The organism is Endozoicomonas sp. SCSIO W0465 (assembly GCF_023716865.1).
Classification (GTDB): Bacteria; Pseudomonadota; Gammaproteobacteria; order Pseudomonadales; family Endozoicomonadaceae; genus Endozoicomonas.
Genome location: NZ_CP092417.1, coordinates 6447280 through 6462967 on the forward strand (window position 1 = coordinate 6447280; position 15688 = coordinate 6462967).

The 15688-nt window shown below is 47.9% G+C and carries 15 protein-coding genes; 2 read left to right on the plus strand and 13 right to left on the minus strand.

Annotation, left to right across the window (positions count from 1 at the left end):
• Positions 1-56: 56 nt before the first annotated feature.
• Together MJO57_RS29010 and MJO57_RS29015 are read right to left on the minus strand one after the other, a co-directional pair.
• On the minus strand, positions 57-1394 hold the full coding sequence (locus tag MJO57_RS29010) for an ABC transporter permease (RefSeq protein WP_252020739.1): 1338 nt from the start codon (positions 1392-1394) through the stop codon (positions 57-59).
• A gap of 406 nt (positions 1395-1800) precedes the next feature.
• Entirely contained in the window at positions 1801-3255 is a 1455-nt protein-coding gene (locus MJO57_RS29015; RefSeq protein ID WP_252020745.1) for a hypothetical protein, read from the minus strand.
• 352 nt (positions 3256-3607) lie between these two features.
• On the opposite strand from MJO57_RS29015, the gene MJO57_RS29020 reads away from it, so the two are divergent.
• The gene (locus MJO57_RS29020) at positions 3608-4969 is read left to right on the plus strand and encodes an ISNCY family transposase (RefSeq protein WP_252017318.1); all 1362 of its coding nucleotides are present in this window, start codon (positions 3608-3610) and stop codon (positions 4967-4969) included.
• Positions 4970-5252: 283 nt separating this feature from the next.
• On the opposite strand, the gene MJO57_RS29025 is transcribed toward MJO57_RS29020, so the two are convergent.
• Genes MJO57_RS29025 through serB form a run of 3 tightly spaced genes read right to left on the minus strand, consistent with a single transcriptional unit; the run spans position 5253 to position 7876 of the window.
• A complete protein-coding gene (locus MJO57_RS29025; RefSeq protein WP_252020747.1) occupies positions 5253-6347 on the minus strand; it encodes an ABC transporter substrate-binding protein in 1095 nt (364 codons plus the stop codon).
• A 1-nt stretch (position 6348) separates the two neighbouring features.
• Positions 6349-6555, minus strand: a complete 207-nt coding sequence (locus MJO57_RS29030; protein WP_252020749.1) for a CPXCG motif-containing cysteine-rich protein — start codon at positions 6553-6555, stop codon at positions 6349-6351.
• A 52-nt stretch (positions 6556-6607) separates the two neighbouring features.
• Positions 6608-7876, minus strand: a complete 1269-nt coding sequence (gene serB, locus MJO57_RS29035; protein ID WP_252020752.1) for a phosphoserine phosphatase SerB — start codon at positions 7874-7876, stop codon at positions 6608-6610.
• Between the two features lie 219 nt (positions 7877-8095).
• Between serB and MJO57_RS29040 the strand changes: the two genes are divergently transcribed.
• A complete protein-coding gene (locus tag MJO57_RS29040) occupies positions 8096-9337 on the plus strand; it encodes an AhpA/YtjB family protein (protein ID WP_252020754.1) in 1242 nt (413 codons plus the stop codon).
• A gap of 395 nt (positions 9338-9732) precedes the next feature.
• Here MJO57_RS29040 and hisF read toward each other — a convergent pair whose 3' ends face one another.
• The 8 genes from hisF to MJO57_RS29080 all read right to left on the minus strand — a co-directional run bounded on the left by hisF (position 9733) and on the right by MJO57_RS29080 (position 15522).
• Positions 9733-10506: an imidazole glycerol phosphate synthase subunit HisF gene (gene hisF, locus MJO57_RS29045; RefSeq protein ID WP_252020756.1), complete on the minus strand. Its 774-nt coding sequence runs from the start codon at positions 10504-10506 to the stop codon at positions 9733-9735.
• A gap of 24 nt (positions 10507-10530) precedes the next feature.
• Positions 10531-10893 carry a DUF4870 domain-containing protein gene (locus MJO57_RS29050; protein ID WP_252020758.1) on the minus strand — a complete coding sequence of 121 codons (363 nt, stop codon included), beginning with the start codon at positions 10891-10893 and terminating at the stop codon, positions 10531-10533.
• A gap of 49 nt (positions 10894-10942) precedes the next feature.
• Positions 10943-11677, minus strand: a complete 735-nt coding sequence (hisA, locus tag MJO57_RS29055; protein WP_252020760.1) for a 1-(5-phosphoribosyl)-5-[(5-phosphoribosylamino)methylideneamino]imidazole-4-carboxamide isomerase — start codon at positions 11675-11677, stop codon at positions 10943-10945.
• Positions 11678-11693: 16 nt separating this feature from the next.
• A complete protein-coding gene (hisH, locus tag MJO57_RS29060; protein ID WP_252020762.1) occupies positions 11694-12338 on the minus strand; it encodes an imidazole glycerol phosphate synthase subunit HisH in 645 nt (214 codons plus the stop codon).
• Positions 12339-12340: 2 nt separating this feature from the next.
• Positions 12341-12934, minus strand: coding sequence for an imidazoleglycerol-phosphate dehydratase HisB (gene hisB, locus MJO57_RS29065; RefSeq protein ID WP_252020764.1), 594 nt, complete (start codon positions 12932-12934; stop codon positions 12341-12343).
• 89 nt (positions 12935-13023) lie between these two features.
• Complete coding sequence (locus MJO57_RS29070; RefSeq protein ID WP_252020766.1) at positions 13024-13473, minus strand: hypothetical protein; 450 nt, start codon at positions 13471-13473, stop codon at positions 13024-13026.
• Positions 13474-13594: 121 nt separating this feature from the next.
• Positions 13595-14635: an IS1595 family transposase gene (locus tag MJO57_RS29075; protein WP_252017335.1), complete on the minus strand. Its 1041-nt coding sequence runs from the start codon at positions 14633-14635 to the stop codon at positions 13595-13597.
• A gap of 92 nt (positions 14636-14727) precedes the next feature.
• Positions 14728-15522 carry a hypothetical protein gene (locus tag MJO57_RS29080; protein ID WP_252020769.1) on the minus strand — a complete coding sequence of 265 codons (795 nt, stop codon included), beginning with the start codon at positions 15520-15522 and terminating at the stop codon, positions 14728-14730.
• Positions 15523-15688: the final 166 nt, after the last annotated feature.

The window sequence follows — 15688 nt, forward strand, 5'->3', positions numbered from 1 at the left end:
GAGGATGGTATAAAAATCAGAAAATTCCAGATTTATGTGGGGGTGCTGAACAGTTACTAAACAATAAAAGGCAGGAACATCTGAACAAGCCCGTAAACGCCAATCAAACGACGATTTCCTCCGGAAACCAGACTCACGGCTTCGGTTGTTACCGTCTCCACCCGTCCGGCACTGGCAAACAGGGTTGGCAGATATTGGGCGATACTGACCGCAAAGCCCAATGCGAGGCTGGCCATTACCGGGCGCCAGAGTACGCCCAGCTTCACCTGAACAAAGGTCTTCAGCCAGGACCCGGATAATAACAGTCCCTGAAGACTATGACGCTGATCATAGTGCTGCCATGGGCCTGACAAACTCAGAAAGCAGTAGGGCAATACGAACAGCAAATGCAGTCCGGTCACCGTCAACCAGTGACCCTCAGCCCCCCATTGCAGCAGAAGCAGCTGAACACCAAACAAAAAGGTCATTTGCGGCAAAAGCAACGGAATATACATTGCACCTCTGGTCAGCAGGGATAGCCACTGTCCGGACGACTGACTCTTTTGCTGCTTAAGATCATTCAGTTCAAGCAAAATTACCGCAATAATGTTGGCAGCCAAGGTAGCGGTCAAGCCGATCAGCAGGGAATTAACAATGGGCTCTCTCATGCCATCCCAGGCTCTCTCCCAGCTTCGTAAAGACCAGTCTGGCCAGATAGAGGGGAATCGCCAGCGCCAGACAAAAGACCATATAAACAGAGCGCTTCCCCCTGCCAAAAAAAGCATAAGCAATGACTGCCAGGCTTTTCTGCTGAATAAAAGCCAGAGACCACTGAAGCGACCACGATGCCCATTGATCAACCAGTTTCTGAGCAGCTTGCCCATGCCCCGTTCCATCAGGTAAAAGCCCCCAATAACAGAAACCACCAGCAGTAATAAAAGTACACTACCCGATGCAGCGAGCAGACTTTTGGATAAATCCGGGTCATATATCCATTGCAGGATCTGCACAGCAAATGTCGGTGGATTTGCCGGTCCAATCACCAGTGCAATATCGACGACAGAGACTGAGAATGCCAGTACTGTATACACTGGTAAGCGAATCATCGGATAAAGCTGCGGACCTATCAGCTTCAGCCAGATAACACCTGACTGATACCCCAGGGTTCCTCCAAGTCTCAATGTCTCCGCCACCGGTAACTGAACCACTGACGCAGCCATCATAACAATCAAAAAAGGTGTTTCTTTAATAACCAGAAGCAGTACAAGACTAATGCCATATGGGTCCTGAACCATCTGCCAGTCCGGGGGAAAGCTCCATCCTGCAAAAATAGCGACGAGTCGAGCCAGTAAACCACTTGGCATCAACACAAAGATGATGCCAAAAGCCAGTGCCACATGGGGCACTGCCATCAATGGAGCCAACCACCGCTGAACCTTATGCCAGAACGGTGTACCCCAGGCGAAACAGATGACACTGAACGCCAGGAATATTGACAACAAGGTGGATACCACAGAAGTCGAGAGACTGAGCAACAGCATCTCTGGCAACGCTGGTGTTTCCAGCAAAGTCTTCCAGGAACCGAGACTCAACGAATTAAAGCCAAGGGCAGGTATATAGTTGAATGCCGATAACAAAATACTGACTACTCCAGCCAGTACTGGTGACAGAAAAAAGTGCCATTAACACTGTATAGATGACGGGAAATAACCATCTCAAGTAGCAAAATTTCAAGTGGAGAAAATCCATTTCAGACTCTCATTGAGCCATTATTTCAAACCATCATAGCGCTTACCATAAGCTGTTAATAAATAAGAACGGTTATTCCTGATAAACCATGGTGTCACCCAACTGATCAATCACTCCCTCCATGGCTCTGATTAACAGCGCCTGATCTTGTGGTTCCATCCTGTAGCCGGGTCTATCCCCGACTTCTCCAATACAATCACTCAGCTTTGAGACCCTGTTGCTGATTTTTTTGGTTATTTTTGAATTACGCTTTATCAGTTCATCCTGGTTAGCACCCTGATTGATATCATTTGAAGCAGTGGTTCTTTTATCCACCGTCTTATTAGGCTTCAGAGTTTCATTTCCAGCATCAGCACAACCAGCAAAAGTACAGGTTCTGTTTACGTGATCACCCAGCTTTTTCTTTGCCTGCTTTTTGGGGATGACCTTCGTAACGGAATCATCAGAAGCTGCTGTTTTTCGAGCATTGATAATTCCACTACCTCTTGTAACAGAGCGAGTGGTAACCCTTGATTCAGTAAAAGCATTTACCTGCGGATTTGCCAACTCTGCATTGCCAGCAGCCGTATTAGCTGACTCTGCACTGCCAACAGCCGCATTAGCTGACTCTGCACTGCCAACAGCCGTATTAGCTGACTCTGCATTGCCAACAGCCGTATTAGCTGACTCTGCACTGCCAACAGCCGTATTAGCTGACTCTGCACTGCCAACAGCCGTATTAGCTGACTCTGCACTGCCAACAGCCGTATTAGCTGACTCTGCACTGCCAACAGCCGCATTAGCTGACTCTACACTGCCAACAGCTGCATTAGCTGACTCTGCATTGCCAACAGCCGTATTAGCTGACTCGACAATTTCGGGTGGAGGGAGTGGAGGGTTATACTGTTTGACTTGGGAAAACACCTCTTCCCAATCGAAATATGATTCACCTTTGGGAAGTGTGCAAAATGCTTTGTTGATGGCGACAGCATTTGTTAATTCAATCCACATCGCCAACAGCAAAGTCAGCGAACCTTCTTGACACTTGTCCCGATCCATCATTTTGCTGGCAACCCATCGCAGTGTGTTGCGGATCAACTCCTGATCTTTGAGCCACGGCTTTTTCATGTCGGGAAGACATTTGAAAATAAATTCAGGAATCGTTTTATCAACAGGAAAATCTTGTAAAGCCAGATGCATAAACTGGTCATACTCTAACATCCGGTTAATAATGGTAGACGACGTCAGATTATCGGTTCGTCTCATGTCCTCGAAGTCTGATTTAAAGGTTGCCTCCAGTTTTCGTTTTTCCATATTCATCAGCTTGGTTGTGGCTTGCACAGTGTTAACGTAATAATCGTATCTGGGATGTTTGCGTGTTTCCCCTGTGGGTATAGGCGAGCGGACTAATTTAACACCAAACCATAGTTGGCAATCCTTGTATCCAAACGCAAGTCCTTTTTCCCAGGTCTCCGAAACACTGTTCGTCTTTCTGGCTACAAAATTCTGTACAAGTCTACTTTGATAGCCACTCGTTTCTGGTAACATACTAAACCTACTCCTATTGATTTTCACATCAAGATAGATCGATCAATCAGGTAATAGTTCATTTTTACGATTGACAACCGCCTCCGTTGATTTGAACAGCCCGGACTGACGGGCTGGAATACAACAAGTCAGACACATTCATCGATATCTGGCCAACCAGCCTCTTTCCAGAGCAGCAACCCAGGAGCTGTGAGGTTCTGGAAGCACTTTACCTAGTTCTCGTCCAAAAACACAACCAATTGAAAACTGTAGATTTTATCCTGAAAAATTAAGTGGAGCCCTACTGCTATCTGGCGACTAAACTTCCCAAGAGCAAGAAACATAAGGGATTGCCAAAAACAGAGGACTCCAAATGCGCAAAAAACGCAACCCGCAGTGTAGTATGGAACTCCATTACGTACCTCATGAAATCTGCTCCCAGCTTTCCGGTATCTCGCAATGGCTTGACGCCCATCCACAGTTCAATGACTGGATTTATGAGGACTTAAGTTCTGGTGATAAACAGAACACTGGGCGGAACGGACTATCAGCAGAATCCGTTCTTCGTGCGGCACTCCTGAAACAGTATTTGAATTGTGATTATGACTACTTGTCGTTTGTTTTGATGGACTCCATGCTCTTTCGAGACTTTTGTCGCCTCGAACCAAACCAGCGCCCCAGTCGCTCCAGTTTGCATGGGCTCATCAGCCTTCTTACTGCATCTACATGGGAACGGATTAATAACTGTCAGCTAATGACCGCTAAAGATCAGGGTATTGAAAAAGGGCGCACTGTGGCTATTGACAGCACAGTCACCGAATCGGATATCAAACCTCCTTGCGACAGTGACCTTTTAGCCAGTTCCGTTAAAGAAATTTGTCGGCTGCTGGAACGGGGACAAACACTGACAGCGACACCGCTTTATGAATATACCCATCACAACCGAGCCGTAAAAGATGCGGCCAGAAAATGCATCTACGCTGGCAAAGAAGAGCGGCATCAGCATTATAAAAAACTGCTGCAGTTGACCCGAAAATCCCGGAAGGTACTTATCGAAGCTACTGTCACGCTAGCAAACGCCCGTCAGCAGGGGCAGTGTCTCCTGGCTGATGATGCCGACAAGTGGCAGGCCGATGTGGATCACCTGTTACCCCTGGTGGATGCAATAGTCTCCCAGACAGAGCGCAGGGTCTTTAAGGGTGAAAAGGTGCCAGCCCAGGAAAAAGTGGTTAGCCTGTATGAACCCCATACGGATATCATCGTAAAAGACAGGCGGCAAGTACAGTATGGCCATAAACTGAACCTGGTTCAGGGAAAAAGTCGATTGATCCTGGACCTGGTTATTGAGGAAGGTAACCCAGCGGATTCGGACCAATTCATTCCGATGATGGAAAGACAAAAAGAAATTTATGGTCGTGTACCTCGCCAGACAAGCGGTGACGGCGGATACGCGTGTCGCGCTAATTTGGAAAAAGCCAAGGCCATGGGAATCAGCGATGTAGCTTTTAATAAGAAGCGCGGACTTGAAGTCGAAGAGATGACTAAAAGTCAGTATGTGTATAAAACGCTCTTTCGCTTCCGGGCAGGTATTGAAGCGGGAATTTCGTGGCTAAAGAGATGTTTTGGGCTATCACGTTGCCACTGCAAGGGTTCTGAGCGTTTTGATTCTCATTGCTGGTTATCGGTGGTCTGTTACAACCTGGTGATTCTGGCCAGACACCCGGCACCATCCTGATAGCCACCTCCACGCTACATGAAAGTACCTTTCCAGCATGGTGGGAGGATGTTTTCTGCCTGCTTTTCGCGTTTTTCTCCAATATCCGTCCCAGATTAGAGAAAAAAAGGGAAGAGTTTTTGCGGCTCTCTGGAATTTCAGGAAATATCAAAACGCACGTACAATCTAATTATGATTGCCTGATGCGTTTTTGGACGAGAACTACCTAAGGCTTCAGGCGATAAGGTTGCCGGTCCCAGGGGCAAATCCGAAAAGCGTTGTCGTTCAATACCCGTTAACTGGCTCATGCTAAGAACAGTAGGATCCCCCAGACATCCGGATTAGCTTTGTGAGCCTGGGCCTCCGGGGATAACAGAAAATTAATGACAACCTGCGCTGCTGCCGTCGAGTCGCTATTAAAAGGAATCGCCAGAAAGTGAGTATTCCCCAGTGTGCCCGTATCATGAACATAGGTTCTGACCGTTTTTGATAACTCTCCACTGGCTATGGCAGAGCTGGCATAAGCCGGATTGAACGTCATTGAGAGTAATATTTCACCATCATCCAGCATGGGTGTCAGCGCCAGATTATTAGCAGGAAACGTCTCTCCTTCTCTCCACAGCAAAGGGTGAAGCTCATCAAGATATCCCCATAAAGGGGATGTAACAGTATCGAAATCCGCATCTGAAACCGGCTTTAACAACGCATCAGGATCTGGTGTCAACTCACTCAGCAACTGTTTCAGAAATGTCGTACCAACAAAATCCGGTGGTAAAGGATAAGTCACACGCCCTTTATGCTTTCTGGCAAACTCAAGCAGTTCTGAGGCATTGACCGGGGGCGTAGTGCCTTGGGAAAATTGATCGGTGTCATAGATAAACACCAGCTGCGCCATTCCCCATGGTGCTTCGAAACCCTCAACAGGCTCCCCAAAGTCAATCACTGTCGTAGGCTTTTCCTGCGGGTCTACTCCCTGAAATGAAGGCAACCCTTCAGCAAAAGGGCCAAACAACAATCCATTTTGCTTCATGGATCGGAAGTTTTCACCATTGATCCATACCAGGTCAACGGTTCCGTTACGCTTCCGTCCTGCGACTTTTTCTGCCAGCACACGGCTGACGACACCGGATGTATCACTGACTTTGACATGTTTCAGGGCAATTCCGTAGCGTTTTGCCACCTGATCCGTGGTCCAGTCAATGTAATCATTGATCTGTTCACTGCCTCCCCAGGCATTGAAATAAACCGTCTGGCCTTTCGACTGCTTAACCGTCTCCTGCCAGGGTATGGTGTTCGCTTCAGCATCAGTGACACTGATCACAAGGGCCAATACCACCATAAAAGCAACGGATGTAATTGTTTTGCCCCATATCCTCAGGCTTCTCATGTTGCTGTTCATATCAAGAGTCAGACTCCGTCTTGAGTTGGCAGTAGCGGTTACCTTCTTCATCAATGGAGAGTGTTACCACAATTGGACGGCAGCATACCTGACAGTCTTCTGTATACACCAAAGATTCATCAGTCTCAGTAAAACCGGCATCCAATAGCAACTCAAGCCGCTCTGCGCAATACGGGCAATAGTCCTGCCAGCTTATCCACTCATCCATCGCAAACACCTTTTCTTGACAGCATTTTCTTGTCAGTATCTTCTTGTCAATATCAAAAGCCGCCGGTTTCAGGCGTTGTGGTATTAAGGGACTCAAGGTCTTTATCACTAAAGCCCAACAGATAAAGAATGCTGTCTAACCCGAGGATGGAAATTGACTGCCGTGCACTTTGTTTCACCATGGGTTTGGCCCGAAATGCAATGCCAAGTCCGGCCACACTGAGCATTGGCAAGTCATTGGCACCATCGCCCACAGCGATCACCTGATTAAGAGGAATGTCCTCTTCGGCAGCAATCTGCTTGAGCAGTTCTGCTTTACGCTCACCATTGATAATGTCACCCTTCGCCTGACCGGTCACCTTGCTATCAACGATTTCCAGTTCGTTGGCATGGATACAGTCAATGCCCAGTTTTTCCTGAAGGTACCTGGCAAAATAGGTAAACCCTCCTGACAGAATGGCTGTGCGGTACCCCAGCGAGCGGAGGGTATGAATCAACCGTTCTGCACCTTCAGTTAAAGGCAGCTGTCTGGCAATACCGGCAAGCACAGACTCATCCAGTCCCCTTAGCATCGCCAGGCGTTCACGGAAGCTTTCATTAAAATCCAGTTCCCCCTGCATGGCACTCTCAGTGATCTTTGCCACCTGATCACCCACACCTGCTGCCTCTGCAAGAAGGTCAATCACTTCCGCTTCAATCAGGGTGGAATCCATATCAAAGACAACCAGCCGACGATTACGGCGATAAATGCTGTCTTCCTGAAATGCCACATCAGCATCCAGTTCAGTGGTAAGATTGAGAAAATCAGACCTCAGCTTTTCCTGGTCAGGGGCCGTGCCCCGGAGCGAAAACTCCAGACATGATGAACGGTGACTGTGATTGTTATCATTGCGCAGTGATCGCCGACCGGAAAGGGGAGAAATATGATCAATATTCAAACCGTGGGCAGCAGTGATACCAGAAACCCTGGCGATTTGCTCCGCTGTGACGTTACGTGATAACAGCGTCAATATATAACGGTTCTTGCCCTGCTCAGATACCCAGTGTTCATAGTCATCCCCGGATACCGGTTGATAACTGAACTGCAAATCACTTTCATGACAATGAAAAAGAAGATCTTTCAGCATTCTGCTGGCAAGAGCAGAATCACCTGAAGCCTGATCCGGAAGACGAATTACAATTCCCGAGGTCAGGGTATCATGAATCACCGACTGACCAAAATCCAGAATTTCCAGATCGTAGTCGGCCATAATGGAGGTAATGGATGAGGTGAGTCCCGGCTGGTCCCGGCCAGTAACATTAATCAGTATTATATCGCTCACTGGGTAATCTAACTCTCAGGTCGTTGCAGGCGTTCGATAGTCTATCACAGGGATTTTACGGAAAGCAGAAAGAGTTCTGATAGGATATAACGTCCACTTATTTTTTAGCCTGGCTCTTACTCATGGACAGTAAGCGCTATTGATAATTTATCGCGATCACTGGCTTTCCCCTCAGGAGCTTAACTTTTGCAGCAGCGTATTTTCATGCCAGATCTTTTTATGCGGTTCACATCCCGCTTCTCCATCCGTACGCAGTTAATGTTCATCTATGGTCTTCTGATGGTGACATTGACCATTGGTATGTCGCTGGTCATCAGCAATGAGATAGACTCATCGGGCCAGCACCAGGCTGACAGTATCGGTCAGTTATTGAGTGAGCAGACGGCCAGTGCGGCTACTGACATGCTGGTCACTGGAGACAGGCTTAGCCTCAATGTTCTGCTCAGTCAGCTAGTACAGAACCCTTATGTTGCTGAAGCCAGTATCTACAGTATCGACAACCAGAGAATTGCCAAGGCCGTTTCCAAAACAGCCGATGAAGCAACAAGGCATCCCGTTTATTCATCTCCCATTCATTACCAGGATGTCATTGCCGGTTACGCCCGCTTATCACTGAACGAAGACATCTTAAGCAAAAAGCCCAAGGAAGCTCTGCTGGTTATTATTGCCATCAGCCTGTTACTGCTTCTTGCCGGGCTGACTGTTCTGCAACTCTTTGCCTCCAGCATAGCGACCCGGCTCAACCTTATTGAACGACAGCTACGCTCCATTCTGCCGGCAGGCAATCCAGCCCCTCCGGTGACTGGAGAAATCACCAGACTTTCCACCTATGTCGAACAGCAGCTACTCGAAAAGAACTTGGCCGAGCCTGAAGATAAAGTCGAAGAGAAGCAGCAAACGGCGATGATTGCAGCCATCAAAGTGAAAAACCTGGGTAGGCTGCAACAGTTGCTGGCACCCAGGGATTTGCAGGATATTCTGCGCACTCACAGCCAGATCATCAGTGAAGCCGCAGGTTATTACGGTGGAGAGGTTACCTATACGCCGGAAGGTAATGCCTATCTGCGTTTTTCCAGCAAAGAGAGCCCGACATTTACCTCCGATGCATTATCCTGCTGCCTGATGATCGAAGCACTGGCTGAAAAAGCCGGAATCATCAATATTGCCAAAGCACATATTGGTATTGGCCTCAGTGTCAGCGACCGGCAGTCGGAATTTCCTGAAGAACAGCACCCTGCTCTGGGTGACAGTGCGGCAAGCCAGGCCCTGACTCTGGCAAACCTGCCTGATATGGATGGTATTTATATGCTACGCTCAGAGGTTAGCTGGTTTCCCGCAGAACTTCCGGATTTTGAATCCTATGATGACGTTGTCATAAACATGAAAGGAATCAGCTACCCAATGGCTGATCAACTCAACCAGCAAATCAAGGCTATTTCAGAATTACTGAAGCTGGAATGATCGCCCTGTTCAAACTGAAAATGGCGGGTTAATTTGTGGAATACTTATCTGGCACTGGTAGCGTTCGTCAACGATACGACAGCGGTGACGATTTACTCGATTCCCCCTCTCTCCCTGGTACCTCTTTTTGTGGAAGGACGGTGAGAGCCTTATCATCAATGTGCGGTTTATGTTCGAACAAAAAGGCACTCTTTGAAAGTCCTGTGTACAAAGCAACCACAGTCCCCATTTCTATTCAACCCTCATCACCGAAGTATACCCATTTTCACCATGGCAGCAGCGGTCACCCGGAAGGTATCCAGCCTGCCACTCAACCTTTATCACCAAAGGTTACCGTTACTAACGATGACACCAGCCAACAGGGGGTATGAAAAGTATGAATACGGAAAGATGTTTCAGAGCCTCATCTCAATACCCTGATCGGCCATATAGTGTTTGGCTTCCGGAATAGAATACTGACCAAAATGAAAAATACTGGCGGCCAGTACCGCATCAGCCTTACCCAACTTGATTCCATCCACCAGATGATCAAGGTTTCCAACGCCACCAGAGGCGATAACCGGAATACTTACGGATTCAGAAACCGCTTTGGTTAAGCCAAGATCATAACCATTTTTGACACCATCCTGATCCATACTGGTCAACAAAATCTCACCGGCACCATGGTGTTCCATTTGCAGAGCCCACTCTACAGCATCAAGGCCGGTAGGTTTTCGTCCACCATGGGTGAAGATCTCCCAGTGATCAGGCTCACTGGGCTGGCTGACTTTCCTGGCGTCAATAGCCACCACAATACACTGTGAGCCGAACCGGTCAGCCGCTTCCTGAACAAATTCAGGATGGAAAACAGCCGCTGTGTTAATGCTGACTTTATCGGCACCCGCATTGAGCATGGTGCGAATATCTTCTACTTTGCGAATCCCGCCACCCACCGTCAGTGGGATAAATACTTCGCTGGCCATACGCTCAACCGTATGCACCATTGTGTCCCGCCCCTCATGGCTGGCAGTAATATCGAGAAAAGTTATCTCATCAGCCCCCGCTTCATTATAACGACGGGCAACTTCTACCGGGTCGCCAGCGTCCCGAATGTTGACAAACTGAACGCCTTTAACCACCCGCCCATTTTCAACATCGAGACAGGGAATTATTCTTTTAGCCAGCCCCATGAACTTAACCTTCCTGAAATCTTTTTAATTGACCAGGCGCAGCGACACTGGATAGCGGTAAAACTCACCACTACCGGCTTTCATGGCTGCCCTGACCATGAATACTAGCGCCACAATGATAATCACCGGAACCAGTGGCAATAACAGAAGTCCTACCAACATCAACTTGAGGATAACCCAGAGAATTGCCAGTAGTGTGACGGTGATCTGAAAGTTCAGAGACTCTCTGGCATGGTGTTCAATATAAAGCGACTTATCCCGCTTCATCAGCCAGATCACCAGCGGTATGGCAATATTCAATCCAGGAACCATAAAGCCGAACAAAGGCAGAAGGTGCGCCAGCGCGGCCATATTTTTATCATCCCGTTGAATATCGGACGTATTCATGGGAGGAATACCGGAATCATTCATCGTAACAACCTTGAGCCATGAGGTCTTATTCCTCCTGTAAACAGTAACGCTGAGCCTCAGACAAACTGAGAGTCCCTTCATAAATGGCACGACCGGTGATCGCACCTTCAATTCCTTCGTGGGCGACTGCTTTCAGAGCCCTGATATCATCCATATTGGTGATACCGCCGGAAGCAATCACCGGGATCGACATGCTGTTTGCCAGTTGCCGGGTTGCTTCAACATTCACACCCTGCATCATGCCATCCCTGGCAATATCGGTATAGATGATGGCGGATACACCGTCCTGCTCAAACCGACTTGCCAGCTCAGTAGTCCGGGTATCGGTGATTTTTGCCCAGCCATCCGTCGCCACCAGCCCCCCGCGTGCATCAATACCGACGATCACATGACCAGGAAACTTCTGGCAGGCTACTCTAACAAAGTCAGGGTCAGTTACCGCCTTGGTACCAACAATCACCCAGGAAACACCCGAGTCCAGGTAGGCTTCTATTGTGGCCAGATCACGAATTCCCCCGCCAATCTGCACGGGCAAATCAGGGTACTCTGCGGTAATCCCCCGAACCGCATCAGCATTCAGCGGCTTGCCGGCAAACGCTCCATTCAGGTCAACCAGGTGAAGCCTGCGACAACCGGCATCAACCCAGCGGCTGGCCATGGCAACCGGATCCTCACCAAAGACCGTGGCATCACTCATTTCCCCCTGGCGCAGCCGGACACAGGCACCATCTTTCAAATCGATTGCGGGAATTATTAACATGGTTGTGACTTCCAGTTCAGGACTTCCATTTTAAAAAGTTTTCAAGCAACTGCAGTCCATTGGCGGCACTTTTTTCAGGGTGAAACTGCACAGCAACAATATTTTCATGGCCAAGGGCAACATCAAAACCAGGGCCATATTCACTTCTACCCACCACTACAGCTTCACTGGCAACATGGGCGTAGTAACTGTGCACGAAATAGAACCGGGCATTGTCCTCAATGCCCTGCCAAAGATGATGGGATGGCTCAACCTGACTAACCGGGCTCCAGCCCATATGGGGGACTTTCAATCGAGAACCTTCATTATCCCGAAGATCTTTGCCAAAGAACTTCACATCACCTGACAGCAAGCCAAGGCACTCAACACCACCATTCTCTTCGCTATGATCTAGCAGTATTTGCATACCGACACAAATACCAAGCAATGGGCGGGTAGCGACCACTTCCCGAACCACTTCATCAATGCCATGACGTTGTATTTCCATCATGCAGTCACGGATTGCACCCACTCCGGGAAGTACCGTTTTATCAGCAGCCAGTATCTGGTCAGGATCGGAGGTAACGATGATTCGGGTATTCTCATCAGCAACCTGTTCCAGCGCTTTACTGACGGAGTGAAGGTTGCCCATCCCATAATCAATTACAGCAACCGTTTTCATGATTACAACGACCCTTTCGTGGACGGCATCTGTCCCGCCATTCGCGGATCCGGGGCAACCGCCATACGCAAGGCACGGCCAAAGGCTTTAAAGACGGTTTCAATTTGGTGGTGAGCGTTGCGTCCCCGCAGGTTGTCAATATGCAGGGTAACTCCGGCGTGATTAACAAAACCCTGGAAGAATTCATGGAACAGGTCAACGTCAAAGCGACCGATCATTGCGCGGGTAAATTCAACGTTAAACTCCAGACCGGGTCGGCCGGAAAAATCGATAACGACTCTGGAAAGTGCCTCATCCAGTGGCACATAAGCATGCCCATAACGATATAACCCTTTTTTATCACCAATAGCCCGGGCAACGGCCTGTCCCAACGTGATACCAATATCCTCAACCGTATGGTGATCATCAATTTCATGATCGCCAACAGCCTTGATGTCGAGATCAATGAGGCCATGGCGGGCAATTTGATCCATCATGTGATCAAGAAAAGGTACTCCTGTATCAAAAGATGCCTTACCAGTTCCATCCAGATTGATGGCCACACAAATTTGGGTTTCCAGGGTGTTTCTTTCAACACTGGCCTTGCGCTCAGCCATGAACTTCTCCGGTTGGGTTGTCATCTATTCTGTTTGCCGGGGTTAGCAGGAAACCATTAGTGAAGTAACTATTTAGCCAAAAGAACCATTTATCCAAAAAAACCATCATAAACCAATTCGTGGACCAGTTCGTGGCTGTGCTTTTTCACTATTATATTTTCGGGTAGAAAACCTGCAGCAATCCAGTACTTTTTAGCCGGCTCGAGGCTATCACAGGAAGGTTTATAATGCCCTGATCGATTGTTAATTGTCAGCTTTCCACCTTTATAGCTACCTTCCCCGGCGCAGAGAACATCACGATTTTCTGCACAGACTGCGTGGGTAACACCAGGAGGGGACGCATACAGTTTCACATCCCTGCTCTCAAGTGGTACAAGTGCCCATTCAAATTTTTCGCTGTTCACAATCGTAGAAAAGTATACCGTTCCCTGCACTGCATGGGTAGGAGCATCCTTGCACTGGATAGCAGCTAAACACACTTCATCGCGGTATGATTCAGCCAGTGTGTTTGAAAAGGTACTCGTGTTTGCAAACATCATTTAAACCTCTTTCTTGCCTGTTTTTGTCATTCTGCACTTTTTTAATAGTAAAGAAGGGCTGCTGTCTGCCGCGCTTCAACCCAATCACGGGTGTTAATCTATGCCTGACAGAACATTGTGGCTAAGTTACCGTTAATGGTTGGAAGCACCAATGTTCAGTAATTCTGCTGATCAACCGGCCAACAGTTAATTTTTTTGCTGCCGTCAGTTCTCGCCTCCAGGCCAGATAATGGGGAAGGTAACGAGTTGCAACCCCTTGGAATACGCCGCCAATCCAGCGTTTTAAATGACTGTGATAAGAATTTACAGTCTGGATGTGGTAGATGCCTTCAACAACATGTTGACCTGCTGATGTCACCAGCTCCTTGAAGACAAATCCAAGCTTGTCAGCAAGTTTTTCGTGAGCGAGGTGTGCATCCGCACAGACCGTGGCCTGTATCGATATGCGGCCATTTAAATGCCTGCACAATTCATTAGCACTTTCGTTTTCTAATACACCGTCAACGGTATTTCGATTACGGTCCCGAGCCACCATTACCGGGACTTTTCGGGCTTTGTTGGGATCATTACCCCGCTTTCGGGTTGGCCGTGGAAGGCCTTCTCTTTGCCCTTTGAAGGATTCACGGAAAAATGTTTCATCAAGCTCAGTAATGCCACAAAGCTCTTCTGCTTGATCATTATTAATCACTTCAAGAAAGCGGTGACGCCAGCGGAACGCAGTTTTCAAGTCAATGGCATTCTCAGCAGCAGCTGGTCGCAAGACCATAGAGTGAGTCATACCTGCGAGGTACTTGTTCCATTTTTCAGGGTGCCTGAGCCTTGCCAAAGGCGTTCCACTAAAGGCGTTAAACGTTGAGTCGCAAGTCTTGCAGTGGTAGCGCTGTCGGCCATTTCGTATGCCCCAGCGACCAACGCTATGGCTTTTGCATTTGGGGCACCTGGGGTTTTCGGCAAATTGGGCAAGTATGCTCTTTTCTACGTCAGGTGTTGCATTATCGTTATTGGGTATAGATTCACTGTAAACAGGTTCAGAGTCAGTGGTTTCTACTACCTCGGTAACCTCTATTTGAGTACTAAGGAGCGAGTTGTTAAGAATGTCTCGCTGTTCACTGGTTAATGTTGAAATGGAATCAATAAAATTCTGGAAGAGTTCAGATTGCATATCACTCCCCTACAACGTAGATTTTATGGGAGTTTAGCTGATTCAACCATTAACGGTAACTTAGCCGAACATTGTGCTTGTCAGCAGGTCAGCTATTCAGACTGAACCTGCTCATAAAGATTGCCTTCGAGGGTCTCCAGAAGCTGATCAACTTGCTGCCTCCGAATTTGCGCCGGCTTTGTTTTTAACGGGTGCTGACGATCATTTACCCAATGGGATGACCAGTCCCAAGTGGTAGCCACACATTCCCGGGCAAAGGACTTAAGGCCAAACCGATCAGCCTGCTCAATACACCCCGTGAGAAATTCATCCACGTCCGACATTAGAATCGGATAGCTACCTGCGGGTTTATTGCAGTATTTATTCTGCGTCTGATAAAGCCAGAACTGACTATTGCCTGGAATCTTCTCGTTATTCATAGACGTTAATTGCGCCGGGTTTACCGGGACACGACAGGTCAGTTTCTGCTGGCGATCTATCGACTTTATCTTGTTGACGGGCAGGGAGATCAACACCCCATTAAACCGCCCACCAACCAACGGAATAACCCCCAGTTCAGTTACCTTTACATTGTTTTCCTGACGGGTTCTGGTCTGCCACCCTCTTCTGAATCCATCAACCCATACCGGAACTTCGGACTGAAACCCAACCTCTGTAGATTTCCCGGACTGTTCATAAAGCAGGTTCCCATAACCGACGATATACTGAGACTTTGCCTTATCCAACGCCGGGAAGCACTCATTTGCCATGCTGGTGACCGGCGTTAAGCATAAAATGTTAAGCAGCCCTGCGATCCAAATTACATTGGCATGTAATTTGGATGCAGGGTAATTCACTCTCGACATTATTTTTTCCTCAACTTTCCGCACCTTTTCGCGACTTTTCACAACTTCCCGCAACCACTTAAAATCAAACCTGAGGGGGCAACCAACCTTTGTTTACACTATTAAAGGCTGACTTTATAGATAAAATAACAATCAATAGCCCGTTTTTTCGGATTAAAAAAACCAATAAACCTGTATTCTTTGATTTCCGAAAAAAGCGCTTCTGCCG